The 25,426-nt window shown below is 71.2% G+C and carries 28 protein-coding genes and 1 pseudogene; 16 read left to right on the plus strand and 13 right to left on the minus strand.

Annotation, left to right across the window (positions count from 1 at the left end; all coding sequences use genetic code 11):
- Positions 1 to 79: 79 nt before the first annotated feature.
- The 6 genes from csrA to OVA26_RS06800 all read left to right on the plus strand — a co-directional run bounded on the left by csrA (position 80) and on the right by OVA26_RS06800 (position 4,226).
- On the plus strand, positions 80 to 325 hold the full coding sequence (csrA, locus tag OVA26_RS06775) for a carbon storage regulator CsrA (RefSeq protein ID WP_056227013.1): 246 nt from the start codon (positions 80 to 82) through the stop codon (positions 323 to 325).
- Between the two features lie 100 nt (positions 326 to 425).
- Positions 426 to 908: a flagellar export chaperone FlgN gene (gene flgN / locus OVA26_RS06780; RefSeq protein ID WP_268103540.1), complete on the plus strand. Its 483-nt coding sequence runs from the start codon at positions 426 to 428 to the stop codon at positions 906 to 908.
- Between the two features lie 3 nt (positions 909 to 911).
- Positions 912 to 2,318, plus strand: a complete 1,407-nt coding sequence (gene flgK / locus OVA26_RS06785) for a flagellar hook-associated protein FlgK (RefSeq protein ID WP_268103541.1) — start codon at positions 912 to 914, stop codon at positions 2,316 to 2,318.
- Between the two features lie 13 nt (positions 2,319 to 2,331).
- Complete coding sequence (gene flgL / locus OVA26_RS06790; protein ID WP_268103542.1) at positions 2,332 to 3,219, plus strand: flagellar hook-associated protein FlgL; 888 nt, start codon at positions 2,332 to 2,334, stop codon at positions 3,217 to 3,219.
- A complete protein-coding gene (gene fliW, locus OVA26_RS06795; RefSeq protein WP_268103543.1) occupies positions 3,216 to 3,605 on the plus strand; it encodes a flagellar assembly protein FliW in 390 nt (129 codons plus the stop codon). Before flgL ends, fliW begins: the two co-directional genes overlap by 4 nt.
- Positions 3,606 to 3,923: 318 nt before the next feature.
- Positions 3,924 to 4,226 carry an HU family DNA-binding protein gene (locus OVA26_RS06800; RefSeq protein WP_218128153.1) on the plus strand — a complete coding sequence of 101 codons (303 nt, stop codon included), beginning with the start codon at positions 3,924 to 3,926 and terminating at the stop codon, positions 4,224 to 4,226.
- 19 nt (positions 4,227 to 4,245) lie between these two features.
- Here the strand turns inward: OVA26_RS06800 and OVA26_RS06805 are convergent, their stop codons facing one another.
- Entirely contained in the window at positions 4,246 to 5,331 is a 1,086-nt protein-coding gene (locus OVA26_RS06805) for an AAA family ATPase (RefSeq protein WP_268103544.1), read from the minus strand.
- Between the two features lie 271 nt (positions 5,332 to 5,602).
- Between OVA26_RS06805 and OVA26_RS06810 the strand changes: the two genes are divergently transcribed.
- From OVA26_RS06810 to OVA26_RS06825, 4 genes are all read left to right on the plus strand, one after another.
- Entirely contained in the window at positions 5,603 to 6,136 is a 534-nt protein-coding gene (locus tag OVA26_RS06810) for a hypothetical protein (protein WP_268103545.1), read from the plus strand.
- 44 nt (positions 6,137 to 6,180) lie between these two features.
- Positions 6,181 to 6,666 carry a phosphoribosyltransferase gene (locus tag OVA26_RS06815; RefSeq protein ID WP_268103546.1) on the plus strand — a complete coding sequence of 162 codons (486 nt, stop codon included), beginning with the start codon at positions 6,181 to 6,183 and terminating at the stop codon, positions 6,664 to 6,666.
- Between the two features lie 5 nt (positions 6,667 to 6,671).
- Positions 6,672 to 7,349, plus strand: a complete 678-nt coding sequence (locus OVA26_RS06820) for a uracil-DNA glycosylase (protein ID WP_268104891.1) — start codon at positions 6,672 to 6,674, stop codon at positions 7,347 to 7,349.
- A gap of 79 nt (positions 7,350 to 7,428) precedes the next feature.
- Positions 7,429 to 8,043 carry a GNAT family N-acetyltransferase gene (locus tag OVA26_RS06825; RefSeq protein WP_268103547.1) on the plus strand — a complete coding sequence of 205 codons (615 nt, stop codon included), beginning with the start codon at positions 7,429 to 7,431 and terminating at the stop codon, positions 8,041 to 8,043.
- Between the two features lie 640 nt (positions 8,044 to 8,683).
- On the opposite strand, the gene OVA26_RS06830 is transcribed toward OVA26_RS06825, so the two are convergent.
- The 8 genes from OVA26_RS06830 to OVA26_RS06865 all read right to left on the minus strand — a co-directional run bounded on the left by OVA26_RS06830 (position 8,684) and on the right by OVA26_RS06865 (position 16,309).
- Positions 8,684 to 9,022 (minus strand): protealysin inhibitor emfourin, encoded by a 339-nt coding sequence (locus OVA26_RS06830; RefSeq protein WP_268103548.1) that lies wholly within the window; start codon positions 9,020 to 9,022, stop codon positions 8,684 to 8,686.
- Positions 9,009 to 10,067, minus strand: a complete 1,059-nt coding sequence (locus tag OVA26_RS06835) for a M4 family metallopeptidase (RefSeq protein WP_268103549.1) — start codon at positions 10,065 to 10,067, stop codon at positions 9,009 to 9,011. Before OVA26_RS06835 ends, OVA26_RS06830 begins: the two co-directional genes overlap by 14 nt.
- A gap of 246 nt (positions 10,068 to 10,313) precedes the next feature.
- Entirely contained in the window at positions 10,314 to 11,105 is a 792-nt protein-coding gene (locus OVA26_RS06840) for an ABC transporter ATP-binding protein (RefSeq protein ID WP_268103550.1), read from the minus strand.
- Positions 11,102 to 11,926 (minus strand): ATP-binding cassette domain-containing protein, encoded by an 825-nt coding sequence (locus OVA26_RS06845; RefSeq protein ID WP_268103551.1) that lies wholly within the window; start codon positions 11,924 to 11,926, stop codon positions 11,102 to 11,104. Before OVA26_RS06845 ends, OVA26_RS06840 begins: the two co-directional genes overlap by 4 nt.
- Positions 11,923 to 12,792, minus strand: a complete 870-nt coding sequence (locus tag OVA26_RS06850; protein WP_268103552.1) for an ABC transporter permease — start codon at positions 12,790 to 12,792, stop codon at positions 11,923 to 11,925. The genes OVA26_RS06845 and OVA26_RS06850 overlap by 4 nt, the downstream gene beginning before the upstream one ends.
- Complete coding sequence (locus tag OVA26_RS06855; protein ID WP_268103553.1) at positions 12,789 to 13,739, minus strand: ABC transporter permease; 951 nt, start codon at positions 13,737 to 13,739, stop codon at positions 12,789 to 12,791. The genes OVA26_RS06850 and OVA26_RS06855 overlap by 4 nt, the downstream gene beginning before the upstream one ends.
- Positions 13,736 to 15,247, minus strand: a complete 1,512-nt coding sequence (locus OVA26_RS06860) for an ABC transporter substrate-binding protein (RefSeq protein ID WP_056227041.1) — start codon at positions 15,245 to 15,247, stop codon at positions 13,736 to 13,738. The genes OVA26_RS06855 and OVA26_RS06860 overlap by 4 nt, the downstream gene beginning before the upstream one ends.
- Before the next feature lie 144 nt (positions 15,248 to 15,391).
- The gene (locus OVA26_RS06865; protein WP_268103554.1) at positions 15,392 to 16,309 is read right to left on the minus strand and encodes an alpha/beta fold hydrolase; all 918 of its coding nucleotides are present in this window, start codon (positions 16,307 to 16,309) and stop codon (positions 15,392 to 15,394) included.
- A 101-nt stretch (positions 16,310 to 16,410) separates the two neighbouring features.
- Here OVA26_RS06865 and OVA26_RS06870 point away from each other — a divergent pair, with 101 nt between their 5' ends.
- The 3 genes from OVA26_RS06870 (at position 16,411) to OVA26_RS06880 (ending at position 18,209) form a co-directional block, all read left to right on the plus strand.
- The gene (locus OVA26_RS06870) at positions 16,411 to 16,947 is read left to right on the plus strand and encodes a carboxymuconolactone decarboxylase family protein (RefSeq protein WP_268103555.1); all 537 of its coding nucleotides are present in this window, start codon (positions 16,411 to 16,413) and stop codon (positions 16,945 to 16,947) included.
- Positions 16,944 to 17,654, plus strand: a complete 711-nt coding sequence (locus tag OVA26_RS06875; RefSeq protein WP_268103556.1) for a tyrosine-protein phosphatase — start codon at positions 16,944 to 16,946, stop codon at positions 17,652 to 17,654. The genes OVA26_RS06870 and OVA26_RS06875 overlap by 4 nt, the downstream gene beginning before the upstream one ends.
- Positions 17,655 to 17,744: 90 nt before the next feature.
- Positions 17,745 to 18,209 (plus strand): SIP domain-containing protein, encoded by a 465-nt coding sequence (locus tag OVA26_RS06880; RefSeq protein ID WP_268103557.1) that lies wholly within the window; start codon positions 17,745 to 17,747, stop codon positions 18,207 to 18,209.
- 85 nt (positions 18,210 to 18,294) lie between these two features.
- Here the strand turns inward: OVA26_RS06880 and OVA26_RS06885 are convergent, their stop codons facing one another.
- The 4 genes and pseudogenes from OVA26_RS06885 to OVA26_RS06900 form a co-directional block, all read right to left on the minus strand.
- Positions 18,295 to 18,750, minus strand: a complete 456-nt coding sequence (locus tag OVA26_RS06885; protein ID WP_268103558.1) for a Fe-S oxidoreductase — start codon at positions 18,748 to 18,750, stop codon at positions 18,295 to 18,297.
- On the minus strand, positions 18,747 to 19,559 hold the full coding sequence (locus OVA26_RS06890; protein ID WP_268103559.1) for an arginase family protein: 813 nt from the start codon (positions 19,557 to 19,559) through the stop codon (positions 18,747 to 18,749). Before OVA26_RS06890 ends, OVA26_RS06885 begins: the two co-directional genes overlap by 4 nt.
- Positions 19,560 to 19,629: 70 nt before the next feature.
- Positions 19,630 to 20,385: a PspA/IM30 family protein gene (locus OVA26_RS06895; protein WP_074694165.1), complete on the minus strand. Its 756-nt coding sequence runs from the start codon at positions 20,383 to 20,385 to the stop codon at positions 19,630 to 19,632.
- Positions 20,386 to 22,136: 1,751 nt separating this feature from the next.
- Positions 22,137 to 22,682, minus strand: a pseudogene (locus OVA26_RS06900) (TPM domain-containing protein); the annotation flags it as partial.
- Here OVA26_RS06900 and OVA26_RS06905 point away from each other — a divergent pair.
- The 3 genes from OVA26_RS06905 (at position 22,681) to OVA26_RS06915 (ending at position 25,195) form a co-directional block, all read left to right on the plus strand.
- Positions 22,681 to 23,514, plus strand: coding sequence for a DUF3097 domain-containing protein (locus tag OVA26_RS06905; RefSeq protein WP_056227059.1), 834 nt, complete (start codon positions 22,681 to 22,683; stop codon positions 23,512 to 23,514). The pseudogene OVA26_RS06900 and the gene OVA26_RS06905 overlap by 2 nt on opposite strands.
- 98 nt (positions 23,515 to 23,612) lie before the next feature.
- A complete protein-coding gene (gene trmB / locus OVA26_RS06910; RefSeq protein WP_268103560.1) occupies positions 23,613 to 24,338 on the plus strand; it encodes a tRNA (guanosine(46)-N7)-methyltransferase TrmB in 726 nt (241 codons plus the stop codon).
- Positions 24,335 to 25,195 (plus strand): CPBP family intramembrane glutamic endopeptidase, encoded by an 861-nt coding sequence (locus OVA26_RS06915; protein WP_268103561.1) that lies wholly within the window; start codon positions 24,335 to 24,337, stop codon positions 25,193 to 25,195. The genes trmB and OVA26_RS06915 overlap by 4 nt, the downstream gene beginning before the upstream one ends.
- Positions 25,196 to 25,426 lie beyond the last annotated feature (231 nt).

Here is a 25,426-nt window from a genome sequence, read left to right on the forward strand (position 1 = left end):
CTCGTAACCGAGAAGAAAAGGTAGTCTGGCCCAGGACGGCGCCGACGGCGCACCAGCCACGGAAGGCGGCCACACGCACATGCTCGTACTCACGCGACGCCCGGGTGAAAGCATCGTGATCGGCGACGATGTGACGGTGACGGTCCTCGGGGTGACCGCGACCGGTGTGCGCATCGGTATCGACGCTCCCCGCGACACCCGTATCCACCGCAGCGAGATCGTCGTGGCCGTCACGAACGAGAATCAGGATGCCGTCCAGGCGTCGCGATCCGCGGCCGCCGAGAGCGCCGTGCTCGACGCCCTGCGCGGGGGGACCCGCGCCTGATCCGCCGACGCAGGGGTTACCCGCGCGACGCCGTGTCGCGATAGTCGGTCCCGTGGTGGGCGCATCCGTCACACGACTCGACCCGAACGAGGTGACTCACGTGTCCGCTACCGACCTGAGCATGCATCTGCTGCGTCAGCGCGAGGTGCTCGAGCTCATGCTCTTCAAGCTCGAGGAGCTCGAGATGCTCCTGTCGACGGGGCGGACCCGGTGGGTGCACCACGCCACCGTGGAGGTCGATCGCGTGGCCAAGGCCCTCACGTCGGCGACCATCGAGCGCGACGCGCTCTTCTTCGATGTCGCCGCCGAATGGGGAGCCCCCGAGGCGACGGCCCTGCGGGAGCTCATCGACGTCGCTCCCACCGACGCGTGGCGCGAAGTCCTGGGCTCGCATCACAAGGCCCTGTCCGCCCTCGCGGCCGAGATCGCGGAGAAGAAGGGCTCGGTCAACCAGCACCTGCGAACGGCCCTCCGAGTCACGCAGGAGACCATCACCGGCCTCGGCGAGCCGACGGGGGAGTACGCCGCGAGCGGTTCCCGCGTCGCCGATGCCGGGTCCCGCCTGCTCGACGTGCGGGTGTAAGAGATGTCTACCTTCGCAGGACTCCAGGTGGCCGCGTCCGGCCTCGCCGCCGCTCGCGCCGGCATGACCGTGACCGGACAGAACATCGCGAACGAGACCACACCGGGCTACACCCGCCAGCGGCTCGAACAGACCTCCCTGACGGCGGCCGGCACGGCCGGCCTGTGGGCGACGGGCTTCTCCGTCGGCGGTGGGGTGTCGGTCCAGGGCATCGCGCGCCTCGGCGACGAGGTCCTCGACGCCCGCGTCCGGGATGCGCTGTCGGCATCCGGATTCTGGTCCGCGCGGGCCTCTGCGGCGCAGAAGGTCGAGGCATCGATGGCGGAGCCGACCATCGACGGTCTGGCGGCGAACCTGAACCGCTTCTGGTCGGGATGGTCCGACCTCGCGAACACCCCCAAGCCCGCGGCGGCGCAGGTGGTGCTGACCAACGCCCGCGTGCTCGTCGGGCAGATCGCCGCGGGGTACGACGCCGTGGTCGGGCAGTGGTCCGACCTGCGCGGTCAGGTGGATCGAGACGTCGACGTCGTGAACGTGACCGCGGGTCAGATCGCGACGCTCAACGGGCAGGTCCGCTCCGCCCTGCAGTCCGGACGCTCCGCCAACGAACTCGTGGACCAGCGCAACCTGCTCGCCCAGCAGCTGTCCACCATGATCGGTGCGACCGGGCGACTCGAGGACGACGGTACCCTCACCCTCCGGGTGGACGGCAACGCCCTGGTCAGCGCCGACACGAGCCGCACCATCGCCATCGCGGGACCCCGCACGCTCGCGGACGGCGGGCGCATCAGCCTGGCGTGGGCGGATCGCCCCGATGTGCCCGTGGCGGTCACGGGTGGCTCCCTGGGCGGGGCGATCGGCGTGCTCGCGCCCGCATCCGACGGCGGCACCCTCGCGAGAGCGGCCGAGGCCTATAACGCGACGGCCGAGACGCTCGCGCGGGCGGTCAACGACCTGCACCGTGGGGGCCGGACCGCGACGGGAACCGCCGGGGGAGACTTCTTCGCGCTGTCCGCGACCGGCCCGGCCGCCCTCGGGCTGACGGTCCTCCCGACCTCCCTCGACCAGCTCGCCCTGGCGGCGCCCGACAGCGGAGCGCTCGACACCTCGATCGCGGACCGCATCGCCGGGTTGGCCACCTCCGCCACGGGCCCCAGCACGCAGTGGACGAGCTTCGTGACCTCTTTCGGCGTGACCGTCGCCGGCGACGTCCAGCGCGCCGACACCGCTGACCGCGGGGCGATCGCCGCCATCGCCGGGCAGCAGTCGCACGCTTCGGTCGACGGAGACGAAGAGACGATCACCCTCCTGACGTATCAGACGGCCTACCAGGCTGCGGCGCGTGTGCTCACCGCCGTCGACGAAGCCCTCGACACCCTCATCAACCGCGTCGGCCTCGTCGGCCGCTGACCCCGGAGACACCGTGATCGGACGCATCACCAGCAGCACCGTCACCCAGCAGGCGCTGCGCACGCTGCAGGCGGGGCTGGCCGACCGCGCGCGCCTGCAGGATCAGGCGACCTCGCAGCGGGCCCTCCGCGCGCCCAGCGACGACCCGACGGCCGCGGCCGCCATCCTCGGTGTGCACGGGGAGCAGGCTCGAGCGTCGCAGTTCTCCCGCAACATCAGCGACGCGCTCACGTGGGTGACCACGGCCGACACGGCTCTCGGTGCGAGCATCGACCTGCTCAACAGGGCGCGCGACCTCACGGCGCAGGGCGCCAACTCCGGGGCGCTCAGCCCCGCTGCGCGCGACTCGATCGCCGCGGAACTCGACAGTGTGAGCCGCGAGATCCTCTCGCACGCCAACACCACGGTGCTCGGTCGCACGGTGTTCGCCGGCACCGGCGACAGCGGCAGAGCCTTCGACCCCGCGACCTTCGCCTTCACCGGGGTCGCCGGATCGTCCGTCGAACGTCGTGTCTCCGACAACGAGAAGGTGCGCGTCGACGTCGACGGTGCGGACGCGTTCGGTGCCGGAGACGCCAGCGTCTTCGCGACGCTGCAGGGCATCGCCGCCGACCTGCGGGCGGGCGTCGACGTCGGGGCACGCCTGGCCGACGTCGACGCCCACCTGAAGCAGCTGGTGACGGCGCGAGGCGTCACCGGCGCACAGCAGGCGCAGATCGAGCGCGCCCAGGCCACCAACGCGAGCGTCAGTGTCGACCTCGAGACGCGTCGCGCCGCTGTCGAGAACATCGACACCCTCGAGGTCTACATCAAGCTGCAGTCGGCCGAGCTCGTATACCAGTCCGCCCTGCAGGTCACCGCCAAGACGCTGCAGACCACCCTGTTGGAGTTCGTGAGATGACGGACCATCCTCCCCTTGCGGGCATCGACGTCGACTTCGAGACGTCGCCCCCGGGCCTCGCCCCCCGGACGTCCTTCCGCCTCGAGCCCATCGACGGCGCCGACGGCCTGTACGCGCTCCGCTCCACGAGCGACGACCTGCGGCTCTTCGTGCTCGACCCCGCGCGCGGCGGCCTCGCCTACGATCCGCCGATCGCCACGGCATCCCTCTCCGCCATCTCGGCATCCCCCGATGAGGTGCGGGTGTTCGTCGTGGCGAACCCGGCCGACGACGGCGTCTTCGTCAACCTGCGCGCCCCCATCCTCGTCAACGCCCGGACGGGGGCCGGCACCCAGGTCATCTTCGACGAGTCGGCGTACCCCCTCCGTGCGCGCCTGGGCGCGTGACCCGGCGCGCGGACACCACCTTCGTCACACGATGGTCCCGCGTCGAGGGACGGAGTAGTATCGACGCGAAAACGAGCAGAAACGACGATTCGTCCCCGCGACCCGAAACGCGGTGGCGTCGCCCGTCCGATGGCCGAGGCTTCATCGCCCCGGTCCGTCTGCCCCGGGGTCGTCTCCCGAAGGACGATTCCGGCGACGTGCGCGTCGCGACGGGCGAGGCAACCCCTCCGCCCATCGCGACGGCGACGCCTACGTTCGTACCGAGCACAGAGCAGGGGATGGTGAGCAATGCCCGTCATGAGAACCGATGAGCCCAAGGTGAGCAAGCGTGAGTTCATCCAGCGCGTATCCAAGCGCGCCGGATTGTCTCCGACGGTCACGCAGTTGGCCTACGAGGCGATCTTCGGAGAGATCCTCGATCTCGTGAACGCCGGAAACCGTGTCACGCTGACCGGCTTCGGCAAGTTCTACGCGCAGTCGCACAAGGGACACAACGTCGTGCTGAACATCCGCGACAACCCCGAGAGTCGCGGGCGCGTCGAGGACTACAGCGTTCTGAAGTTCTCGGCGACCCGTGAGGTCAACAAGAGGGTCGCCGCCCCTCGCGACCTCGGCGACTGACGACGCTCGGCCGCACCGATCAGCGGTCGAACGAGTAGCTGGCCTGCCCGATGAGGGTGAGGCTGATGCTTGTCGGCAGCTCGTCCGGGGTCTCGTCGTCCTCGTCCACAGCCTCGATCTTGTGGACGGGTACGGAGATGTTGCCGTCGTCCTCGAAGACGACGTCGCGAGGCGCGAACGAGAAGAACAGCACCCGGTGGGTGCTACGCAGCTCGATCGTCCGGCTCACGTCGCTGCGCTCGTGGAGGTTGAGCACCGATTCGTCCGTGAGGATCGAACCGTCGAGATACGTCGCCTCGACGCGATATGTGCTCGGCTCGATCGCCTTGATGTTGAGGTCTTCGACGATGTCGGTGAACGTGGCGTCCGGATGATTCATCTCGAAGGCGATCGCGCGCAGGTGGTCGTAGGTCAGATTGACGCGACGTGAGAACAATGCGGCATTCTCGATCTCGGCGGCGGCGGCGAGCGGAGCCTGATCGAGGAGGTATTCGCGGACGTCGTCGGGGCTCGGGTAGTCGAATCGCATGTGGTAGTGGAATCGACCGGGGCGGTTGACGATGTAGTGGCTGACGTCCTGCACGTCGTTGACGGTGAGGCAGTAGATCCGCTTGACCGACGACGTCCCGTCGAACAGCGTCAGGAACTGGTTCTGTCGGTTCGGGCCGTCGAGCGGTCCGCGGCCCGACGAGAAGGTCTTCTCGAACTCGTCGAAGATGACGAGGCACTCGTCGAGGGTGTCGAGGAAGTCGACGATCCCCTCCGCGTCCTCGCTGACGAGGACGACCGGGATGCCGCTCTCGATGGCGCGCGCGGCCAGCATGCGCAGGAACATCGACTTTCCCTGGCCCTTATTGCCCGAGAGCATGACGCCGAGGTTGCGCTCGAAGCGCGCGTACGTGCGGAAGATCTTGTCGACCTTCGCCTCTCGGCGGCCGTACACCTTCTCGGACCCGACGCCGAGGTCTTCGGTGCGCAGGAGGCTGAACCCCTCCTTGATGCTGTACCGCACGCGATAGGTGCCCAGGGGGAGCGAGTCGTGAGCCTGGACGGCGGAGTCGTAGACCCGAACCTGTCCGCCGGTTTCGATGTAGGTGCTGCTCACTGCGTCGGGCTCCTGGGGGGGAAAAGGGGCGTTCCGTGGGGCGGTCGCTTTCTGAGATTTACATTAGCGTCTTCTCATCTTTGTGTGAGGATTGCCCGAATTTTGGCGCAAGCCGCGGCGTAGCCCCCGTCTTTCCGGGGCACTCGGTCCTGGCCTACCGCATACCACGACGCATTCTCCGCCCGAAAGATGAGAAGTGGACAACGGCATTTCGCTATGGTCAGGAAAAAGCCGAGTGCCTCCCGACACTCCGACAGGCCGTGGGGGCCACATGTCAGAACCTTCCGAATCGGGTGCGACCGCGTTCCAGCTCACGCTTCGCACCACCGACACCGACGTCGAGCCCGAGGTCTGGCGTGCGACCATCCATTCCGCCCTCGCTGACGCGTCCGTCGACAAGCCCCGCCTGGCCGAAGCGATCGTGTACCGCGTGCACTACGCGAACCCGCGGTGGGTCGAGCAGCTGGGGGATGCCGAAGCCGACCTGACATCGATCGGATCGGCCTTCGCCGATCGCGAACTGATCTCCATGCTCGACGAGTCGTCTCTCTTCACCGACAACCTCTGCGTCATCGCCTCCGTCGACGTCCACGACGATGTGAACGCGACCGCCCTCAGCCATGAACTGGTGCGCAGCATCGCGCGGGTCTTCGACGGAGACACCATCGCGCTGCTGGGGACGCGACGGTGCGGTGCCGACGAATCGACCGACCCGTGGCTCGGCCGCGCGCACTGGGCGGCGATCGGCTTCGTCGACATTCCGGGAACGACCTCGATGATCCTCCCGGTGGGCTCGCGGTCGTAGCCGCCGCCCCTAGGGTGAAAGGCAGTCGACGAGAGGAGTCCGCCGTGACGGACGAACGCGAACGCCTGAGCTGGGATGACTTCGGGGCCGCCACGCGCGACATCTCGCGGGCGATCGTGGCCGACGGGTTCGAACCCGAGGTCGTCGTGGCGATCGCGCGCGGCGGTCTGCTCCCGGGGGGAGCGATCGCGTACGGGCTCGGCGCGAAGAACTGCGGCGCACTGAACGTGGAGTTCTACACCGGGGTGGGCACCGTGCTCGATGCCCCCGAGGTCCTGCCGCCGGCGCTCGATCTGACCTACCTGTCGGGACGGCGTGTGCTGCTCGTCGACGACGTGGCCGACAGCGGCCGCACACTCGACCTCGCGGTGAAGCTGCTGAGGCGACACGACGCCGACGTCCGCTCCGCGGTGATCTACACCAAGCCGACGACGATCATCGCGCCCGACTACTCCTGGCGCGACACGTCGCTGTGGATCGAGTTCCCCTGGTCGCACCTCGGCTCTGTTCAGGAGGAAGACGCCGCGTGAGCGCGATGACCCTCCCCGAGCTCGCGGACGCGGAGCTCATCGACCGCTCGTGGGCCGAGGCGCTCACCCCGGTGGCCGACGACATCGCCGCGGTGGGGGAGCGCCTTCGGGCCGAGGGGAAGCCCTATCTTCCGGCCGGCGATCTCGTCCTCCGCGCGTTCCGTACGCCGCTCGACGAGGTCCGGGTGCTCATCGTCGGTCAGGATCCCTACCCGACCCCGGGCCACCCGATCGGTCTGTCGTTCGCCGTCGACTCGCACGTGCGGCCGCTCCCACGCAGCCTGACGAACATCTACCGCGAACTCTCCGACGACCTGGGTATCGCTCCGGCGCCGCACGGCGACCTCTCGGCGTGGGGCGCGCAGGGCGTCATGCTGCTCAACAGGGTGCTGACGGTGGCGCCCGGGGTCCCGGCATCCCACCGCGGATGGGGGTGGGAACGGGTGACCGAACACGCCATCCGCTGTCTCGTCGCGCGGGAGTCCCCGCTGGTGGCGGTGCTGTGGGGCAAGGACGCGCAGGGCCTCGCTCCGATCCTCGGCGACACCGCGGTCGTCGCCTCGCCGCACCCCTCGCCCCTGTCGGCGAGCCGGGGGTTCTTCGGCTCGAAGCCGTTCTCGCGCGTGAACGCGCTGCTCGAGGAGCAGGGCGCCGACCCCGTCGACTGGCGGATCCCCGCCTGAACCGCCTGCGGGCGGGTGCCGCCGCCCGTCGATCGCGCGCGTCATACGCGCGAAACCGCGACGCCCGTAGAGTGGCGGGGTGCTGGAAGAGGAGTACGAGAAGAGCCGTCGGCGGCTGCCCGCCCACCTGCGTCCGACGCCGAAGCCGGAGCAGCCTTTCGCGTTCGAGATCCGCCCGGCGACCGAGGCCGACATCCCCGACATCCGCGAGATCTACAACTACTACGTGCGCAACTCGGTCGTGACCTTCGACGAGAAAGCCTGGTCGCTCGCGAAGTGGCGTGACAAGTTCGCGACCCTCCACAAGCTGGGGCTGCCCTTCCTCGTCGCCCAATCGCCCAGCGGTCAGATCCTCGGATACGCCCTCGTGCAGCCGTGGCAGTCGAAATCGGCGTACCGCTACACGGTCGAGAACTCGATCTACCTGGGCCAGGCGGCCGCGGGCAAGGGCCTCGGACGCGCCCTGCTCGAAGCTCTCGTCGCCGCGTGCCAAGACCTGGGCATCCGCGAGATGGTCGCCGCGATCAGCGACAAGGGCGCCGACGCCTCGATCGCCCTGCACGAGAAGCTCGGCTTCACCGAGGTCGGCCGCATGGGGCGCGTCGGCTTCAAATTCGGACGCTGGCTGGGCGTCGTGTACCTGCAGAAGAGCATCCCGTCGAAGAAGAAGCCCCGACGGCGGCTGTTCGGCTGATTCTGCGCGGTGCGCGGCGCGGGACCGTGACGTGGGGCGCGGGATGCGGGGGCGCGGGTGCGGGGTGCGGGTGCGGGGTGCGGGTGCGGGACGCGGGTGCGGGGTGCGGGGTGCGGGTGCGGGACGCGGGTGCGGGGCGCGGGGGCGCGGGGGCGCGGGATGCGGGTGCGGGTGCGGGGCGCGGGGCGCGGGGCGCGGGTGCGGGTGCGGGGCGCGGGTGCGGGTGCGGGGCGCGGGACGCGGGTGCGGGGCGCGGGACGCGGGTGCGGGTGCGGGTGCGGGGCGCGGACGCGGGTGCGGGGCGCGGGACGCGGGTGCGGGTGCGGGTGCGGGGCGCGGGGCGCGGGTGCGGGTGCGGGACGCGTGTGCGGGTGCGGGACGCGTGTGCGGGTGCTGGACGTGGTCGTGGGGGCCGGGCGCGGTCGGGGCTTCGGGGTGTCCGGTTCGCCGATAAACGCTCCGAGTGACGAGAAACGCTGTCTCACGGCGTTTATGACCACGGAAAGCGTTTATGCCGACGGGTGAGCAGCCGAACGGATGCCGCCCGCCCGGGGCCCGAGCCCGCCTGGGTCGAGCCCGCCCTGGGGCCTGAGCCCGCCCCGGGGCCCGAGCTCGCGTGGGGCGCGAGTCCGCGCGACGCCTAACGAGGGACGGGGCGCGAGGGAGCGGCCTGCCGCACCTCGTCGACCAGGGTGCGCCAGGGTCCCTCCACCTGTCCGTCGTCGAGGCGCGCCTGATGGACGGCGGTGTCGCCGTGGTGCACCTCGATACGCCACTGGTAGCGGTCGGCGCCCCGGGACGCGGCGGGAGCTTCGTCCCAGGGGCAGCTTTCGACCAGCTGCTGCCAGCGGGGGAGTCCGTCGGGGTCGGGCTCGGCCCGCCACTGCTTCGACAGGCCCGCGAGACCACCGGAGCGCACGACGATGACGACGAAGCGTCCGGTGCTCTCGGCGTCGTTCGCGGTGTCAGGCTGCGGCATCCTCCTCGACGCCGACCCCGGCCCACGCGGCGCGGACGGCGGCGACCTCCTCCGACTTCTCACCGTACTCGCTGGCCGCGGCCGACAGGGTGGCCGTCGCGAACGCCGAGAAATCCGCCGTGGGCGACAGCGTTCCGGCCGTGATCGTGCGGTACCAGATGAGACCGGCACGCTCCCACGCGAACCCGCCGAGGGCAGTGGCGGCGAGGTAGAAGGCCTTGTTCGGGATGCCGGAGTTGATGTGCACCCCGCCGTTGTCGTCGGTCGTCTCGACGTAGTCGCGCATGTGCCCCGGCTGCGGGTCTTTGCCGAGCACGTCGTCGTCGTAGGCGGTGCCGGGCGCCTTCATCGAGCGCAGGGCCTCGCCCTGGACCGCAGCAGCGAAGATGCCCGCGCCGATGAGCCACGAGGCCTCATCGGCGGTCTGACGCAGGTGGTGCTGCTCGGCGAGGGCGCCAAACACGTCGGACAGCGACTCGTTCAGCGCGCCCGACTGCCCCTGGTACTCGAGGCCGCCGGAGGCCTCGGTGACGCCGTGCCCCAGCTCGTGCGCGATGACGCTGAGCGATCGGGTGAAGCCGACGAAGACCTCGCCGTCGCCGTCGCCGAAGACCATGCGCTCGCCGTTCCAGAACGCGTTGTCGTAGTCGTCGCCGAAGTGCACGGTGGCCAGCAGCGATCCGCCGGCGGCGTCGATGCCGTCGCGGGCGAAGGCGTCCCAGAAGAAGTCGTAAGTCTCGCCGAGACCGTCGTAGGCCTCGTCGACCGCGGTGTCGCCCGACGGGGCGTCGTCTTCGCTGCGCACGCGACGACCCGGCAGGTTCTCGGTGTTCGCCGCGTCGGAGATGATGCGATCGGGCGCCGGCCCGGTCTCGGCCACGAGGGTGTCGCCCTCGATCGACAGCCGCAGGCGCGACCGCGTCGGACGCGCCGGCCGCGGCACGGCGAGGGTCTTTCTCGCCGCTTCTGCGGCCCGTGCCATGCGCGGGTCATCGGTGGAGGCGAGTCGGTCGAGCAGGAACGGGGGGACGATACCGGGGGTCATGCGCCGAGGCTAGCGCCGACCTCCGACATCGCGGGATCCCTTGCTCGGCGCGTGGGCGAGCAGTTCGGAGAGCCGGGCGGCATCCCGAAACCGCACCAGAACAGGAGATGCTCCGAGAACACGACGATTTCGGTGGTGGAATCAGCCTGTCCCGGTGACACCCTCCTGTTCTCGTGCCCGCCCGCTACCCGCGGCCGCAACGCCGGCGCGGAACGGCCCCACCCGGCCCGCAGCGCGAGCGCCTCGTCAGCCCGGCAGTGTCGGAATCGACGCCAGCAGCTGCCGCGTGTACGCCGCCTGCGGCTGCAGCAGCACCTTCTCGGTGGGGCCCTGTTCGACGATACGGCCGTCCTTCATGACGACGACCTGGTCGCACACGTTCTGCACCACGCCGATGTCGTGCGAGACGAGGACGAGGGTGAGGTCCTCCTCGATCCGTAGCCGGGCGATGAGGCGCAGGATCTGCGCGCGGACCGTCACGTCGAGGGCCGAGAGAGGCTCGTCGCCGACGAGGATGCGCGGGCGGTGCACGATCGCGCGCGCCAGGGCGATGCGCTGGCGCTGGCCCCCCGAGAACTCGTGGGGGAACCGCGTGGCCATGCCGGCGTCGAGACCGACCTGCTCGAGAACCTCGCGGACCCGCGCGCGGCGATCGCCCTCGATCCCGAGCGCCCACAGCGGCTCGCCCACGATGCGCTCGACGCTCATGCGGGGATCGAGCGAGGCGTACGGGTCCTGGAAGACGATGCCGGTCGCTCGACGCAGCCAGTGCAGCGACCGCGCCGAGCCGCGGGCGTCGACGGCGCGTCCGTCGACCTCGACGGTGCCCGCGCTCGGCACGTCGAGGCCCAGCAGCAGGCGCACGAGGGTGGATTTGCCCGACCCCGACTCGCCGATGATCCCGACCGCGCTGCCCGCGAGCACCGAGAGGTCGACGTCGGCGAGGCCTACGGTCTGCTCTGCCCGGCCGACGCCCCGGGTTCGGGGGGTGGGGTAGGAGCGCGAGAGTCCGCGCGCGCGCATCAGCGTCTCGGTCACGGGGTCTCCTCGGCATCGTCGGTCGCGATCTCGCGAGGGGGGAGCTCGGGATGCCACAGCGTCGCGGTCGCATCTCGCAGCAGCGCCCGTGTCACGGGCGACGACGGCGCCTGCAACAGGTCGGCGACAGCGCCTTGCTCGACTACCCGGCCGTTCTCGAGGACGACGGCGTGGGTGGCGACCTGCGCGAGCACCGCGAGGTCGTGGGTGATGAAGACGAGCGACATGCCGGCATCCTGGACGAGGGAGCGCAGGAGGGTCAGGATCCCCGCCTGGATGGTGACGTCGAGCGCCGTCGTCGGTTCGTCGGCGATGAGCAGCCGCGGTCGGCACGCGAGGGCCATCGCGATCGCGACCCGCTGTCGCTGGCCGCCCGAGAGCTGGTGCGGGTAGCGCGAGACGATGCGTTCGGAATCGGGGAGGGCGACCCGCTCGGCCTCGGTGACGGCGCGACGCAGAGCCTCGCGCCGAGAGACGCCCTCGTGGATGCGCACCGATTCGCCGATCTGCCGGCCGACGGTGCGGATGGGGTTCAGCGCCGTCCGGGGCTCTTGGAAGACCATGCCGATGTCGTCGCCGCGCAGGCGGGCCAGCTCGCGGTCGGGGAGGCCGAGGATCTCGCGGCCGTTCCAGACGACGCTGCCGGTGGCGTGGGCGCCGTCGGGGAGGAGCCCGAGGATCGCCAGGGCGGTCACCGACTTGCCCGACCCGGATTCGCCGATCAGGCCGACGCGGGCGCCGTCGGGCACCTCGAACGACACGCCGTCGACGACGGCCCGGCCGGCGATCTCGACCCGCAGGTCCGTGACGACGAGGCTCACGCGACCACCCCCGGCACGTGCGTGCGGGCCGCGGGAGTGCGCTCGCCGAGGGTGGGGTCGGCCGCCTCGCGCAGGGCGTCGCCGAGGAGGTTCAGCCCCAGCACGGTCAGCGTGATCGCCAGACCGGGCCAGACGACGGTGAGGGGGTGCACGGCGATGTAGGCCTGCAGGTCGCTCAGGAGAACTCCCCACGAGGGCTGGGTCACGGGCGCGCCGAAGCCGAGGTACGACAGCCCCGCCTCGGCCAGCACGGCGACCGCCATTCCCCACGACAGCTGCACGATGAACACCGGTGCGACGTTCGGCAGGAGGTGCCGGGTGAGGTTCTGCCCGGTCGACAGGCCGCTCGCGCGCCCCGCGAGCACGAAGTCGCTGTGCAGCACGCGTCGCAGCTCGGGTCGTGTCACGCGGGCGACGTTCACGCCGAAGCCGATGCCCACCGACCAGATGACGACGGCGAGCGAACCACCCCACACGGCCGAGATCATCATGGCGATGATGAGGACGGGGAAGGCGATGAGGATGTCGACGAGGACGGCGACGCTCTCGCGGATCCACCGCGCCGTGAGCGAGCCGAGGGCGGCGAGGGCGATGCCCAGTACCGAGGCCACCACCCCGGCGCCGACCGCGACGACGACGGTGGTGCGTGCTCCGGCCATGAGCAGGCTGGCGATGTCGCGACCGCTGTTGTCGGTTCCCAGCACGTGCGGCCACGACGGATCGCTCCAGCGCGCCCGAGCGTCGACCGACGCGGGGTCGAAGGGCGTCCAGACGAGCGAGACGAGGGCCGTGATGAGCAGAAGAGCGACGATCAGGATGCCGAATCGCCCGGTGCCGAGGCTCCAGAGCCGTCGGAGGGTGGTCATGAGGCCTCCCTCTGACGGGGGTCGATGAGGCGGTGGGAGAGATCCACGAGGAATCCGACGAGCAGCACGAACCCGGTGAGGGCGAGGAGCTCGCCCTGGACCTTGGGGAGGTCGCGCGAGGCGACGTCCGACACCAGCATGCGGCCGACTCCGGGGAGCGTGAACAGCTGCTCGATCACGACGGCCCCGACGATGATCCCGGCGATCTGGAGGCCGAGCACGGTGATGACCGAGAGGCCGACGTTGGGCAGGCCGTGGCTGAGCAGGGCGCGCGTGCGCGTGAGTCCTTTCGCGGCGGCCGTGCGCACGTAGTCCTGGCCGAGGGCCTGCAGTGTCGCGCTGCGGACGAAGCGCAGGAGCATCGCTCCCTCGACCACGCCGATGGTGAGCGCGGGGAGGACGAGGGCGCGGAACGCGGCCGCGGGGTCGTTCCATCCGGCGCGGGGGAATCCCTGGGGGGGAAGCCAGCCGAGCCACACCGCGAAGACGACCACGAGCATCATGCCCGCCCAGACCACGGGTACCGCGGCCAGCGCCTGGGCTCCCACGCTGAGCGCCGTGCCTCCGGCCCGCCGCCGGCCGAGGGCCGAGAGAACCCCGAACGGGATGCCGACGATCAGCGCCACCGTCAACGACATCGCCGCGAGGGGGACGGTGACGCGGGCCTTGTCGGCCAGTTCCGACGCGACGGAGGTGCCGGTGATGAGCGAGGTGCCGAGGTCGCCGCGGAGGAGACCGCCGATCCAGTCGAGGTACTGCGTCCAGAGCGGAGCCTCGAGACCGAGGCTCGTCCGCAGCGCCGCGACCTGCTCGGGGGTCGCCTCGGTACCGGCGATGAGCTGGGCGACGTCGCCGGGGAGCACCCGCAGCGAGACGAAGATCAGCACGCTGGCCACGGCCAGGCCCAGCACGAGCAGGCCCAGCCGTGTCAGCGTGTAGCGGATCACTCCGCCGCGACCGTCACGCCGGCCAGGGGCAGGCGCACGTTGAGGGAGTTCTTCGGGAAGTTCGCCACGTTCGTGCCCACCGCGGTCAGCGGCGTCGACAGGAACAGCCAGTCGGCGGCATCCTCGTCGCTCACGATGCGGGCGGCCTCGGCGAGCAGGTCGGAGGACTGCTGCTCGTCGGTGGTCGCCAACGCCTGGGCGTAGAGGCCCTGCACCTCGGCGTTGTCGTAGCCGAAGTAGTACGAGGGGTTCGCCCAGTTGCCGAAGTCGCGGGCTTCGACGTGGCGGACGAAGCTGAGGTCGTAGTCGTGGTTCGTGTAGACGTCCTGCAGCCAGGCGCTGAAATCAACCGAGTCGACCTTCAGGGTCACTCCCACGTCGGCGAACGACGACACCAGGAAGGTCGGGATCGTCGTCGGGTACACGTTGGGGATCGTCAGCGTGAGGTTCAGGTTCTCGGCCCCGGCCTGGGCGAGTAGCTCCCGAGCACGGTCGGGGTTGTACGAGATGCTGCCCGACAGGTCTTCGTATCCCGGGTCGAGCGGGGCGATCGGACCGTAGAGCTCGCTGCCCGAGCCGAGGGTGTCGATGAGCGCCTTGTGGTCGATCGCCAGGCGCAGCGCCTCGCGCACGCGCTGGTCGTTCAGCGGGGCCCGCTGGTTGTTGAAGGCCAGCGTGCCCTTGTCGGTGGTCAGGCCCGACTCGATCGTGAAGTTGTTCGTGCCCTCGATCTGTCCGCGCAGTTCGGGGTCGATCTCGAGGGCGACGTCGACGTCGCCGGCGACCGCGGCGTTGGTGGCGGCGCTCTGGTCGGGGATGTAGTCGAGGACGACCTCGGCGACTCCGGCCTTGTCGCCCCAGTAGCCGTCGTAGCGCGAGAGGGTCAGGCTCTGTCCCGCGTTGCGGCTCTCGACGCGGAAGGGACCGGTGCCGTTGGCGGCGGTCTGGAAGTTGGTGGTGTCGCCGCTCTTGAAGATGAGTCCGGCGCGACCGGTCATCGCGAAGAGGAAGTCGATGTTCGGCTGGGCGAGCGTCACGACGACCGTGGAGGCGTCGGGCGAGGCGATGGACGCGACGTTCTTCAGGTCGGAGCTGCTCTGGATGGTGGGGTCGTCCTTCGCCGTCTGCAGCGAGGTGACCACGTCGTCCGCGGTGAGGGCGCTGCCGTCGTGGAAGGTCACGCCCTGCCGAAGGGTGAAGGTGTACGTGAGGCCGTCGGGCGACACCGCCCAGGCGGTGGCGAGGGCGGGGACGATCGCGTTGGAGTCGTCGCCGTTGCGGGTGACGAGGCCCTGGTACACGTTGTCGACGAGCGCCTGCTCGAGCGAGGCGCCGCTGGTGTGGCGGATGTCGAGGTTGGCCGGCTCGAGCGACAGACGCACCGTGAGGGTGGCGTTCGGGTCGGCTTCTCCGGTGGGGTTCGGCGTGGTGTTCGAGCCGGTGCACGAGGTGAGCAGGAGCGCTCCGATCAGGAGCATGCTCGTGGCGAGAGCGGTGCGGCGCAGCATTGCGGGGTGTGTCCTTTCGCAGGCCGAGGCATCAGGGTGCTGTGGATGCCGAGCAGGGGTGGCAACAGCCTACTTTCACCCGTCTGCGCTCGACGCCCTCTGTGACGGAGCGCGACGCGAGATGACGGGGAACGGCAGGGAAGGTCAGGGGGAGGGGAGGAGCGAGCGGATGAGGCCCGCGAGTCCCTCGGGGTCCTCCTCCTGGGCGTTGTGCCCGGTCGGGAGCGCGTGCACGACGGCCCCGGGCGCGCGACGCTCCAGCTCCTCGGCATCCGGGATCGTGACGAACCCGCGCTCGCCGCGGATGAGGGTGACGGGGGCCGTCACCTCGGCCAGGTCGTCCCATCCCGTCGCCGAGAGCACGGCTTTGACCGCGTCGGGGGTGGTGGGATCGGCTCCGGCGTTCGCGGCGGCCGCGGCGAGGTGCGCGAAGTGGTGCTTCCACTCCACCCGGCCGTCCGGGCGCACACGGGAGTTCAGGAGGACACCGCGGGCGGCGGCCTCGGGTGAGCCGCCGAGGCCGAACGAGAGGGCGCGTTCGACGAGTTCCTCGCGCGACGCCCAGTCCGTCGGACCGGCGAAGAACGCGCGGATCTGCGCGGGCCCGGCGCTCGGATCGACTCCCGGCGTGATGTCGACGATCGCGAGGTGCGAGACGAGATCGGGACGGGATGCCGCGACCGCGGCCGCCGTGAGCCCCCCGAGCGAGTGGCCGACGAGCACCTGTGTGCCGCTGGTCCACTCCTCGAGGCCGGTGACGACGTCGGGGGCGAGCACGCGTGCGACGTATGCCGCATCGTCCCGCCACGAGGAGTCGCCGTGACCCGGCAGGTCGAGGGCGAGAGCGGGGACCCCGAGGTGTAGGAGGGTCGTGTCCCACGTGTGGGCGTTCAGGCCGGCGCCGTGCAACAGCGTCACCGCCGGGGGAGCATCGCCCCACCGCAGCCCGCTGAGGGTGCGCCCGTCGGGGAGCGTGAGGTGCACCCGTTCGACGGAGGGGACAGCGCGACCGAGATCGGTCGCCTGGGCGGGAAGGAACGAGAACTCGTCGCGCTCGGGCATTCGACCAGCCTGGCACCGCGGGCGGGATGCCGCCACCACCGCGCCGTACGACGTCACCGACCACCCGTCCCGACCCCGCGGGGCCGCCGTAGGCTGTGGCCATGGGTGAAGAACGGCGCGTCCACCTCTCGAAGTCGGCTCCCGAGGCGTACGCGGCCCTGCGCTCGTTCTCGACCACCGTGGGGCGACTGGCCGCCGACGCGGGCATCGACGCCCGCTTGCGCGAGATCGTGCAGATCCACGCCTCGCAGCTGAACGGATGCGCCTACTGCGTGCGCGTGCACGTCGATGCCGCGGTGAAAGCCGGACTGGACGCCGACGTGATCGCGCAGATCGCGACCTGGCGCGAGTCGGGCGTCTTCGACGAGCGCGAGAGGGCCGCCCTCGAGCTGACGGAGTCGTTCACCTTCATCCACGAGGGCGGCATCTCCGACGAGGTGTACGACCAGGCCGGCGGCATCCTGAGCGAAGCCGAGTACGTCGCGCTCAGCTGGGTCCTCGTCGCCATCAACGCCTTCAATCGCGTCGCCATCGCCGGTCGGTACCCCGTTCCTCCGCGCGCCGCGCCCGCGGAGAACGCGGTTCGGGATGCCACGCCCCCGGCGGCACCGCACGTGCACGCGGACGGTGCGCCGTGAGCGGCTCGCTCGTCTCGGGGGCGGTGAACTTCCGCGACGTCGGCGGCCTCCCCGCGGGCGGACGTCGCACGCGCTCGGGCGTGCTCTACCGCTCCGGTAACCTCGTCGCGGTCGACGACGCGGGCGCGCGGACCCTCCGAGAACTCGGCATCCGGAGGGTGATCGATCTGCGCGACGAGTCCGAGGTCGCCCACGCGCCCAGCCGACTCGACGACGGGGTCGAGACCCAGCACGAACCGCTCTTCCTCGGGTCGGTCGCCTCGTTTTTCGCGCGCGACCTGAGCCTCGACGACATGTACGCCGCCCTGGTCGACGACTCCGCCGATCGGGTCGTCTCGGCGGTCCGCGGCATCCTGAACGCGCAGCCCGTACTCGTTCACTGCACGGTGGGGAAGGACCGCACCGGGGTCACGGTCGCGGTCGCGCTCGCGGCGGCCGGTGTGGATCGCGAGGCGGTGATCGCCGACTACGCCCGCACCGAGGACTTCCTTCCCGCCGAGCGCAACGCGCGGGTGCTCGCCGCGATCCGTGCCGTCCATCCCGGCAACGTGCACGCCGAGGCGCTCGCGACCCGCTCGCCCGCGCCGGTCATGCGGGTCCTGCTCGATCGCCTCGATCGGGAGTTCGGTTCCGCAGCGGGGTATCTGCTCGCCAACGGGATGAGCGCGGCCGAGATCGAGCGGCTCCGCGAGGTGCTGATCGACTGAGCGGCGCGATCGCGCCGTCGTGTCGACGTCGAGATACTGAGCGTGAACACAGGTTAGGCAAACCTATGTCGCGGGTATAGTGGAGCCATCATGCCGATCTCCACCGAGCACAACGCCGCCGCGTGCCGCGCGTCGCGGCACACCCGCGTGCAGCACCTCGTGACGGCCGACGAGACCTCGCTCGCCGAGCTCGAGGCCCTGCTCGCGACGCTGCCGATCTGCTCGACCGGTCGCGTGTTCGTGGAGGTCCCCGACGCGTCGTGGATCGGCTCGATCGCGGCCCCCGCGCGCATGACGCTCACGTGGCTCGACCGCTCGCGCCGCGGCGGCGCTCCCGGCACGGGCCGTGGCTGCGCCGCGGGCGAGGCGCTGTCGCGTGCGGTGTCGGGCTGGGCCGGCGAGATGCTGTGCTGCGACGACGACGCGACGCGCGTCATCCTGCTCGGGGGCTACCTGGGTACGGCCGAGATCGTGGACGAACTCGTGACCCGTCACGGCGTCGACGCGCAGGCCATCCACACGCCCGAGCGCTTCGGCCTCGCCACCGCGCGCTGACGCGCCTTCCGATCCCGCGGGGTCCGCTCGACCTCCGTCACCGACGGCTGTATCACGCGGCTCGCCGACGACGTATGCGGCGGGGTCAGCTCCCGCGGGGCACGTAGTTTCCCTCGACGAGACCCGCCTCGATCTCGAATCTGTTGCGCAGGGGGTCGCGCCCGGACAGCGCGTACAGCAGCGGCATGAGGAATCCGTACCGCCGCCACTGGCGACGGTGCACGGCTTCGTGTCCGAGCACCGTGTCGGTCGGCCGATCGTCGCCGGTGAGGAAGCATCCGCCCACGCACACGCCCCCGCGCGGGAACGCCCACGAGGGCAGCCCGCGGAACACCCACAGGCCCTGACGCTTCTCGATGCGTCCCGTGCTCCACAGCGAGCCCCAGACCCATCCGACGGTGCACCCGTACCAGTACCCGACCCGGCTCACGGGGGAGTCGAGCAGAACGCCGGGGATGAACCGGTCGAGTCGGCGGCCGCGCGCGACGGCCGTGGCGGCGCGCTGGCGCCAGCCCGCGGGAGGCGGGGGGAGGGGGCTCATGCCAGGGCCCCGATTAATCGAAGGATCGTCCCCAGGTCGTCGACGGCCGCCGCGGGCGACGAGGGGGAGAATTCGGTGAGAGTGGCGCCCGCCATCGGGAGGCGCTCTCGAAGGCGGCGGACGGATGCCACGACGTCGGCGGTGCGCGCGCCGAAGGGCACGGCCTGTGCGACGCCGGCGATGTCGGCGGGATCGAGCGCGTCGAGATCGATGTGCACGTGGGTGCGAGTCGCACCGGTGGCCGCGACCGCGTCGGCCAGAGCGTCGGGGGACGACAGCTCGTCGGCGCGGACGACGGTGATCCCGTGGGTGGCGACGAACGCTTCTTCTTCGGGGTCCCAGGCGCGTGTGGCTACGAGGACGAGGCGCGACGGCGCGATGCCCGGTTCGAGACGCACGAGGTCCTCGCCCTCGCCCGCGATGGCGCGAAGCACCATGCCCGTGAAGGCGCCGCTGGGGGAGGACTCGGGGGTGTTCAGGTCGGGATGCGCGTCGATCCACACGACCGCGAGATCGTCGCCCGCGATGGCCGAGACGGCACCCAGGGCGACCCCGCAGTCGCCGCCCACGACGACGGCCGTCTCGTCGGAGGCGCGGACGACCTCTTCGATGCGATCGCGCATGCGGACGATGGCGCTGAGGCGCTGCACGCGGCTGCCCTGAGCGTCGCCGGCCTCGGTCGGCGCGGCGAGCACGGTCGTCGAGGCGCGCGGAAGGTCGCCGGCGATCGCCTCGGCGCCATCGACGAGCTGCATCGCCCGCGACGAGGACGAGCCCTGCCACTGCGGGGCGACAATGAATCGGGTCATGCGGCTTCCCTCACGCCGGAGACGCGAGTGCATCGCCCGGTCGACCGGGCGATGCACTCGCGGGGGTGGATCAGACCTGGTCGGGGCTCGGGGCGTCGATGGCCGCGCGCTGCGGGCCGCCGACCTTGAGAGCCGCCAGACGTGCCTCGACCTCGGTGAGCTCGCCCACGTCCTCGAGGGCGTTGAACTGCGCGTCGATGCTCGAAGCGGCGAGCTCCTGCTTGCCGGCGGCGAGGGCCTCCTGGCGGCGGATCTTGTCTTCGAAGCGGCCGAGCTCGCTCGTCGGGTCGAGCACGTCGATCGACTTGACGGCGTCGTGCACCTTGTTCTGCGCCTCGGCGACCTTGGCGCGAGCGGTGAGCTCGTTGCGCTTGGCCTTGAGCTGCTCGAGCTTGGTCTTCATGCCGTTCAGGCCGTCTTTGAGCTTGTCGACGACCTCGGTCTGCGCGGCGATCGTGGGAGCGGCGGCCTTGGCCTCTCCCTCGGCGGTGATCTGACGCTGGAGGGCGATCTTGGCGAGGTTGTCGAACTTGTCGGCCTCGCTCAGGTTGCCGCCGGCGCGCAGTTCGTCGCCCTTGCGGCTGGCGGCGAGGGCCTTGTTGCCCCACTCGGCCGCAGCCTGCACGTCTTCCTGGTGGTCGCGCTCGAGCAGACGGAGGTTTCCGATCGTCTCGGCGATGGCCGACTCGGCGTCGGCGATCGAGTTCGAGTAGTCGCGGACGAGCTGGTCGAGCATCTTCTGCGGGTCCTCGGCCTGGTCGAGGAGCGCGTTGACGTTCGCGCGGACGAGGGTCTGGATGCGACCGAAGATGGACTGCTTGGCCATGCGGGGTGTTCCTTCCTGAGGGCGACGGTGTCGAGTCTGGTGGCGGTTACTACGAATTGTCTGTGATCGGGCGGCGGTGCCGCGAGGGGTGGACTAGCGGCGCGATCCCCGTCCGCCGCCGGCGCGACTGCGGCCGCCGCCGGAGAAGCCTCCGCCTCCGCCGCTGCGCGAGCGCCCGCCGCCCGAGAAGCCCCGCCGCGCGAGCGGGCCCCGCCACCGGAAAGACCTCCGAAAGCTCCGCCGAGCCCGCCCAGGCCGCCGCCGCCGAAGCCGCCGCGTGAGCGCCCTCCGCCGAGGATCGCGTTCACCGCGATGCCTCCGAGGATGGCGCCCATCATGTCGCCGCCGCCGCCCGCGCCGCCGAACGATCCGACGTCGCTCTGCGCGGCGGAATCGGCCGCCGCCGCGAGCTGTGCCGCGCGCTGGGCCGCGGCGAGGGCCGCCACCGGGTCGTCGGTGCGCAGCTGTTCGGCCTGGACGACAGCGGCGCCCGCCTCGGCGAGACGCGTCCGCGCCGTCGCCCCCACGGCGCCGCGGCGAGCGGAGATGAAGTCCTCGGTCGCGGTCACCTGAGCACGTGCCTGGGCCAGGGTCGCGTCGAGCTGCCCTTCTGCGCGGCGGCGACGCTCGGCCGCGTCACGCGCTTCGGCCAGCACGGTGTCGATCGTGGCGTTCGCCCGCTGCAGGGTCTCGAACGCCCGCATCGGGTTCGGCCGCGACGCCGACAGCGCACCGCGGGCGTCGTCGAGCTGCGACCGTGTCGAGGCCGCGGCGGCGGCGATGCGTCCGTCGGGGTCGGGGAGCTGCGCTGCCGCAGCGAGATCGCCCTCGATCTCGGCGACGAGGGCCGCCGCGCGCTGCTGCGCGTCGGACAGGGCCGCGTCGAGAGAGTCGACGGCGCGTTCGAGGGTGTCGGCCTGGGCGACCGCCGTCTGGGCGGCGCGGATGGCGACCGCGGCCTCTCCGGTGCGGCCCTCGGCGAGGGCGGTGTCAGCGGCGGCCTCTTGGGTGCTGGCGAGTTCGAGGCGCGCGCGGGCCTGCGTCGGGTTGTCGGCGACGGACGAGAGCGCGTCGTCACTGAAGCGTTCGGACAGGCGCCCGAGTCCCGCTTCCGCCGCGCTCAGGGCCGCGGCCACCGCGGCGTGCTGCTGCCGTACGGCGGCGAGGGCGCCGGGAGCGTCGGCTTCGAGGGCCCGCAGCTCGTCGAACGCCGCGGCCTTGGCGTCGAGCGCCTCGTCGGCGGACGCACACAGCCGCAGGATCTCGGTGTACCCCGCGCGCTGCTGTTCCGGGGTCTCGGGGGTCGAGTCGTCGAGCTGCTGCTGGATCGAGAACGCCCGCTCGAGGTCGGCCTTCGCCTGAGCCAAGACCTCGGTGAAGGGCGCGGCGGCGGCGTCGCCGAACTGCGCGCGGGCGAAGCCGAGCTCCTGCTCGCTGGTCTTGACCGCGTCGTCCGTCGCCACGAGCGCGGAGCCGGCGCGGCGCGAGAGGTCTTCCACGCTCTCGGCGGAGGCGTCGGGGGCCCCGGCCGCCGCGCGACGGCGCCGGCGGACGGCCAGCCAGACGAGGGCGGCCGCGATCGCGAGCAACAGCACGCCGACGAGCACGATCGGCACGATGGCCGGCCCGTTCTGGGTCGCCGGGGTCGGGGGCGGGTTCGGCATGTTGCCGCCGGCCTTCGCGTGAGCGGTGCGCAGCCCGTCGGCCGCGGCGATCGCGGCGCCCGCGTCGTCGCCCGCTTCGAGCGCCGGCTGCACCTTGTCCTGCTCGATCGAGGTGAGCTGGGCGGCCGAGATTCCGCCCGCGTCGACGTCGCCCGAGAGGTAGTACTGGAAGGTGCCGCCCTCGATGGCCACCGCGAGCAGATACTGGTGCGGGCCGAGGTTGTTGCGGTTGGCGGTCTCGTTCGCCCAGTCGTCCGCGCCGGTCGGGTCCTCGAAGCCGTCGACGTACACGACCCAGAGGTCGAGGCCCGTCTGCTCCGAAAGCGTGAGCAGTCGCCGCTGCACGTCGGCTTCTTGCGCGTCGGTGAGGACGTTCGCCTGATCGAGCACGTAGCTCGAGCCGAGCGCGGGCGGGGGGATCGCCGCAGCGCTGAGGGGAGCGACGAGGACGCCGACGAACGCGAGCAGCAGCACCGTGATCGTGTGCAGCACGTTCGGCTTTCGCATGCAGTCCCCTTCGGTTGCCGGATGCTTCCACCCTATAAACGACCGCCGACACCGGGGTAGGAGCGGCGCGTCCGCTGTCAGCGCACACCCGCGCCGCCTAGGCTCGGACGCTCGGAGGTACACCATGGACGACCGTTACGGCACCGACGTGCTCGCCCGCGGGTGGCGCGACGCCGGACGCATCAGACCCGCCGAGGTCGCGGCATCCGCCGATCTCGTCGTCGAGGTCGCGGGCAGTGACTTCGTCGGTGCGGTGACCCGCATCGACGGCATGAACGTCGAGCTCGAGGACCGTTTCGGCAAGCGCCGGCTCTTCCCCCTCGGCGGGGGCTTCCTCGTCGACGGCAAGCCCGTGGTGCTGAAGGCCCCCGCGGCCGCACCCAAGGGGCGCACCCGTACGGCGTCCGGCTCCTTCGCGGCAGACGACCAGCGCGCGCGCACCGCCCGCGCGAGCCGCATCTTCGTCGAGGGCAAGCACGACGCCGAGCTCGTCGAGAAGGTGTGGGGCGCAGACCTCCGCGCCGAGGGCGTCGTCGTGGAGTTCCTCGAGGGCGTCGACCTGCTCGAAGAGAAGTTGGATGCCGAGCCCCCGACCGCCGAGCGCCGCTACGGCGTGCTCGTCGACCACCTCGTGCCGAACTCCAAAGAGTCGCGCATCGCCGAGAAGATCGCCCGCGGCCGCCACGGCGCCCACGTGCGCATCGTCGGCCACCCCTTCGTCGACGTATGGCAGTGCGTCACCCCCCGTGCGCTCGGGATCGCCGCGTGGCCCGAGGTGCCGCGTGGCATCGAGTGGAAGGTGGGCGTGTGCCGCGCCCTCGGCTGGCCCGCTGAGGAGCAGGCCGACACCGCCCGCGCGTGGCAGCACATCCTGTCGAAGGTCACCACTTTCCGCGACCTCGAGCCGGCCCTGCTCGGCCGCGTCGAGGAACTCATCGATTTCGTGACCGTCCCGTGAGCGGTCGCAAGCGCTCCCTCTCGCGTGAGGCGTCGGAGAGCGTCGCCTCCGCGGAGCGACAGAAGGCGACCCCTGACGCGGCGGATAGCCTGGACGACATGGATGCCACGGCCCCCGTCTTCCGCGACAAGCCGGTGTCGTTCGTGCGCCGCAGCGGTCGCATGTCCGAGGCCCAGGATCGCGCGTGGGCCGAGCTCTCGCCGTTCTACCTGCTGCCGGTCGAGCGCGCCACCGCCACCACCAGCGTCAAGCCCGGCACCGCCATCGATCCCGCCGCGGTCTACGGCCGCGCCGCCCGCCTGGTCGTCGAGATCGGCTCCGGCCAGGGCCACCAGATCGTCTCGGCCGCCCAGGCGCACCCCGACACCGATTTCCTCGCCGTCGAGGTGTTCACCGCGGGACTCGCCCGCACCATGCTCGACGCCGACCGCGAGGGCGTGAAGAACCTCCGCCTCGTCGAAGCGAACGCGCCGGAGGTGCTCGAGCACCTGTTGCCCGCGGCATCCGTCGACGAGCTCTGGGTGTTCTTCCCCGACCCCTGGCACAAGAACAAGCACACCAAGCGCCGCCTGGTCGCCCCCGAATTCGCGCGCATCGCCGCTCAAGCGATCCGCCCCGGCGGCACCCTTCGCCTCGCCACCGACTGGCAGGACTACGCCGACCAGATGCGTGACGTACTCGACGACGCCCCCGGTTTCGAGCGGGCGTTCGCGGGGGAGTGGGCCGAGAGGTTCGAGGGGCGCGTGCTCACCGCCTTCGAGCGCAAGGGCCTGCGCGTCGGTCGCGACATCCGCGACCTCACCTACACGCGGGTCTCGCCGTGACCGCGCACACCGCGGTGCCGGTGCGCGAGCGTTCCACCTGGACGCCCAAGCTGATTCCGGCGCTCGCGGTGTGCCTCGCCGCCCCCGCGCTCTTCGTCGTGCAGATGGTCTGGCTCGGGTGGATCCTGCTCGCCCTGGCCGTGGCATCCGCCGTGCTCGTCGACCGGCGCAACGGCGTCGCCCTGGCCCGGAGCGAGGAGCCGAGCATCGCGCGCGACGTATCGCTGATCGCGGTGGGGCAGTTCATCGTCAGCCTCATCCCGCTGCACGCCGAGCTTGACAACGCGGCCTTCGTGCGCTTCACCCTCGCCCTCGGCGGGGCCGTCGTGGTGCCCTACGTGATCTCGCGCTTCGTCTACCGCGACTACGCGATCCGCTTCCCCTGGCGCGGGGGAGGCCGCTGGACCTGGTGGCAGTGGGCGTGGCTCGGCGGGGTCATCGTGCTCGGCTACCTGATCCTGCCGTTCTACTTCATCACCTCGGGCGTCTACCGCAACTGGCCCGAGGTCGTCACGGGCGATCTCATCGCGCGCCTGTTCGTGGGCGTCGGCGCGGTCGGCATCTGGGACGAGCTCTTCTTCATCTGCACGGTCTTCGTGCTGTTGCGCCGGCATTTCCCCGACCTCACCGCCAACCTGCTGCAGGCGATCGTATTCGTGTCGTTCCTGTGGGAGCTCGGCTACCAGGCGTGGGGGCCGCTGCTGACGATCCCGTTCGCGATCGTGCAGGGCTTCCTCTTCTTGAAGACCCGCTCGCTCTGGTACGTCGTGACCGTGCACCTGCTGTTCGACGCGGTCGTCTTCGGGGTCCTCGTGCACGCGCACAATCCCGATTCGGCATCCATCTTCTTGCTCTGAACCCGGATGTCGGCACCCCTGCGTCCCACTCCACCCCTCTTCTCTCCGCCCCTCTCCGCCCGGAGCTCCACGTCGTCTGCGATAAACGCTGATCCTCGCGATACACGCGGCGCGACGCCGTGTCTCGGAAGAATCAGCGTTTATCGCGGGTGCGGGTGCGGGTGCGGGTGCGGGTGCGGGTGCGGGTGCGGGTGCGGGAGCGGGAGCGGATGCCGCGGTGCCCGGGGACTG

Source organism: Microbacterium sp. SL62 (assembly GCF_026672635.1).
Taxonomy (GTDB): Bacteria; Actinomycetota; Actinomycetes; order Actinomycetales; family Microbacteriaceae; genus Microbacterium; species Microbacterium testaceum_A.

Coding starts and splice junctions, on each gene's coding strand:
- csrA (WP_056227013.1), top strand. CDS start 80: ATGCTCGTACTCACGCGACGCCCGGGTGAAAGCATCGTGATCGGCGAC.
- flgK (WP_268103541.1), top strand. CDS start 912: ATGTCTACCTTCGCAGGACTCCAGGTGGCCGCGTCCGGCCTCGCCGCC.
- fliW (WP_268103543.1), top strand. CDS start 3,216: ATGACGGACCATCCTCCCCTTGCGGGCATCGACGTCGACTTCGAGACG.
- OVA26_RS06810 (WP_268103545.1), top strand. CDS start 5,603: ATGTCAGAACCTTCCGAATCGGGTGCGACCGCGTTCCAGCTCACGCTT.
- OVA26_RS06820 (WP_268104891.1), top strand. CDS start 6,672: ATGACCCTCCCCGAGCTCGCGGACGCGGAGCTCATCGACCGCTCGTGG.
- OVA26_RS06830 (WP_268103548.1), bottom strand. CDS start 9,022: ATGCCGCAGCCTGACACCGCGAACGACGCCGAGAGCACCGGACGCTTC.
- OVA26_RS06835 (WP_268103549.1), bottom strand. CDS start 10,067: ATGACCCCCGGTATCGTCCCCCCGTTCCTGCTCGACCGACTCGCCTCC.
- OVA26_RS06850 (WP_268103552.1), bottom strand. CDS start 12,792: ATGACCACCCTCCGACGGCTCTGGAGCCTCGGCACCGGGCGATTCGGC.
- OVA26_RS06860 (WP_056227041.1), bottom strand. CDS start 15,247: ATGCTGCGCCGCACCGCTCTCGCCACGAGCATGCTCCTGATCGGAGCG.
- OVA26_RS06865 (WP_268103554.1), bottom strand. CDS start 16,309: ATGCCCGAGCGCGACGAGTTCTCGTTCCTTCCCGCCCAGGCGACCGAT.
- OVA26_RS06870 (WP_268103555.1), top strand. CDS start 16,411: ATGGGTGAAGAACGGCGCGTCCACCTCTCGAAGTCGGCTCCCGAGGCG.
- OVA26_RS06880 (WP_268103557.1), top strand. CDS start 17,745: ATGCCGATCTCCACCGAGCACAACGCCGCCGCGTGCCGCGCGTCGCGG.
- OVA26_RS06885 (WP_268103558.1), bottom strand. CDS start 18,750: ATGAGCCCCCTCCCCCCGCCTCCCGCGGGCTGGCGCCAGCGCGCCGCC.
- OVA26_RS06890 (WP_268103559.1), bottom strand. CDS start 19,559: ATGACCCGATTCATTGTCGCCCCGCAGTGGCAGGGCTCGTCCTCGTCG.
- OVA26_RS06895 (WP_074694165.1), bottom strand. CDS start 20,385: ATGGCCAAGCAGTCCATCTTCGGTCGCATCCAGACCCTCGTCCGCGCG.
- OVA26_RS06905 (WP_056227059.1), top strand. CDS start 22,681: ATGGACGACCGTTACGGCACCGACGTGCTCGCCCGCGGGTGGCGCGAC.
- trmB (WP_268103560.1), top strand. CDS start 23,613: ATGGATGCCACGGCCCCCGTCTTCCGCGACAAGCCGGTGTCGTTCGTG.